This window comes from Kitasatospora sp. NPDC043949 (assembly GCF_056435365.1).
The window spans coordinates 1-2,582 of sequence record NZ_JBWKEQ010000115.1 but is presented as its reverse complement, the minus strand read 5'-3'; the positions used below and the strand labels follow the sequence as shown (position 1 = coordinate 2,582).

At 67.7% G+C, this 2,582-nt stretch carries 1 protein-coding gene; it reads left to right on the top strand.

Translation table 11 applies throughout. From position 1 onward, the window contains the following. Positions 1–27 precede the first annotated feature (27 nt). On the top strand, positions 28–2,582 hold a 2,555-nt coding region (locus AC07AL_RS38505; RefSeq protein WP_478319563.1), incomplete at its 3' end, for an OTU domain-containing protein.

The following is a 2,582-nucleotide window of genomic DNA, read 5'->3' as shown; positions in this document are numbered from 1 at the left end:
AATGGCGACCGGATGCATGTGACGGTGTTGCCTGCCAGGCTGGGTGAGCAGGCGCATCTGACGGTGGACCTGGTCTCGCGGGGCCGGGAGATGGACCAGAAGTCCTGGTGGCTGGACGCGGATCCGATCGACTACGCGCACGAGTTGGGCCACCAGATCGGCCTGCGGGACGAGTACCGGACGGTGGATCTTCCGCACCGTCCGGCGGTCGAGGGCAGCCTGCTGGGTGACCATCGGGCTCCGGCGGCGGATGGTTTGCGGCAGGGTGGTCTGCGGGAGCGGCATCTTCAGCTGATCTCGTCGGTCGTGGGGCACCTCGATGTGCCGACCGGCGGAGGGTCGCACGGTCGGACCTGGGATGAGGCGCGGGAGTTGGCGTCGCCGCATGACCGTGAGCACGTCTGGGTGGACCCGGTCTCGGCCCCGCACGGGACCGGCTCGCACGAGGGCGGCCCGCTCGACGTCGCACCGAGGGTGCTCGGTGACGACCACCTGCCGCCGGGCAGTCGGCGGGTCATCAAGCAGCCCGGCTACGCGTCCGGTGACCAGTTCGGCATCTCGGTCGCTCTGCTCAACGACGCGAACCTGCACGTCATGATCGCGCGCGGGCCGCAGACGGCGGACGGTCGCGCCGTCGACCCCAAGGACAAGTCCCGGGAGATCGAGGCCTTCTACCGCTCCATCGGGATCCCCGCGGACCGCATCCACATGGTGGACGTGCCGAGCATGAACAAGGGCAGACTCTTCGAGGTGCTGGACGGCAGGGCCGGGCAGATGGCGGAAGGCTGGGGCGCCGTCTCGAAGACGGACTACGAGGCGATGGTCAGGGACGTCACGTTCGCCTCCTTGAAGGTCTCCAAGGATTTCTCGGACGAACTGCGGGAGAGGGTCCGCGAAGCCTGGAGGATGACCTCCGCGCGCGACCAGCAGATCGCCGACTGGCTGACGAGTCGTGGGATCACGCTGCCCGCCGAGGGCTCGAAGGTTCTGGTGCTGTGGTCCCGTTTCACCGGCAAGGCAACCCGGTGGGACGACTTGAGCAGCCGGATGGAGCACGACACGAGTTTCCAGGGGGCGCGGCAGATCCTGCGAGAGTTCGCCCGCGAACACGGCATGGTGATCATCACCGGTGACCCCCACCCCTCCCGGAACACCAAGTGGGACGAACTGGTCGCGGAGATGCGCGAGGAGCTCGGGATCGACACCATCCACCACATCACCGGCTTCTGGAGGGACGGCGGATCGGACCCCTCCGTCTGGACGGAGAACCTCAGGACCGGGCAGCTGAGGCTGTACGACTTCCTGAACCGCCGGTACGACATGAACCACCTCGGGGCCCGCTCCGGCAACCTGGAAGCCGCCGCGCTGCTCGGCCACGACGTCACGTACCTGGAGGAGGTGGGCTCCAGCGGACGGGCGCGGATGGAGCGGTGGCACCTGGACTACAGCACCGGCAGGGCCGCACTCGGAGGCAAGGCGCCAGGCTACGAGCGCGTGACGATCGACTTCCCGCCCACCGCGTCCGGCAAGTACACCACCCAGTTCGACGCGAAACACGGCTCCTTCCTGCCGGCGGGTGAGCGGGGCATGGGCAACGCGCCGGCGGGAAAGAACGAGATTCAGCCGTCGGGCACGGTCGACCGCGGTCACCAGCCGCGGGGCGAGACCGCCCTGTGGCGCAAGCCCGTGGAGGTCTACGCCGGGGAACGCGGCTTCGACTACGAGGCGCTGCGCAAGATCCGCGCGGAGCTGGGGCTTCCGGGTGACCGGCCGCTCGACGCCGGGCAGTTCGCCGCCAACCGCGTCCAGCACCTGCGGAACCGGTACGAGAAGCTGCGCCAGGAGTTCCTGAGGTCTTCGGGCAGCGAACCGTGGGTGGAGGGCTACATCGGCGAGCTCGACTACTTCTTCAAGGACAAGCCGGAGTTCGCCAACGCCTCCCCCGAGCAGATGTACCAATGGATGGTCACCAACGGGTTGCCCAAGCTGCCCGGACTTTGGTCGTACCACCGCGCGTCCCATAACAATGCGCTCGTGGCCGCCGAGGGCTACCGGATCCAAGACGTGCCCCGTGACGGGGACTGTCTCTACAACTCCGTCAACCAGCAGCTGTACTGGTTCGCTGACGCGTTGCAGATGCGCGCCCACGTCACCGAATGGATCAACCAGAACCGGGAGCTGGTCACCGCATTCGCGACCGAGCACGGGTCGACCTTCGGGGACCTTCGCTGGATGGCCCAGTCCCAGGGGTGGTGGGCGGGGTCCAACGGGGACCTGATCCCGTCGATCGTCGCCTCGGTATTGGGGGTGCGGTTGAACATCTTCGACGGGGTCAACTGGCACCCCGTGGTGCCGATAGCCGGTGCCCCCGCGACCAATGGAGAGGTCCGCCTGTTCCTCTCCGAGAGCCACTACTCCTTGCTGGTTTCCGAGCCGGCCCCCGTCACCGTTCCGGTGGACGAGGGTGGGCAGAAGCGGCAACTCGACCACAACAGTGACTCGGAGCCGGAGGATTCGGCGGAGAAGAGGCTTCGGCCGGCGCCTTCGGGGGTGTCGGAGGAGTCGGTGGTGGTGAATCCGCT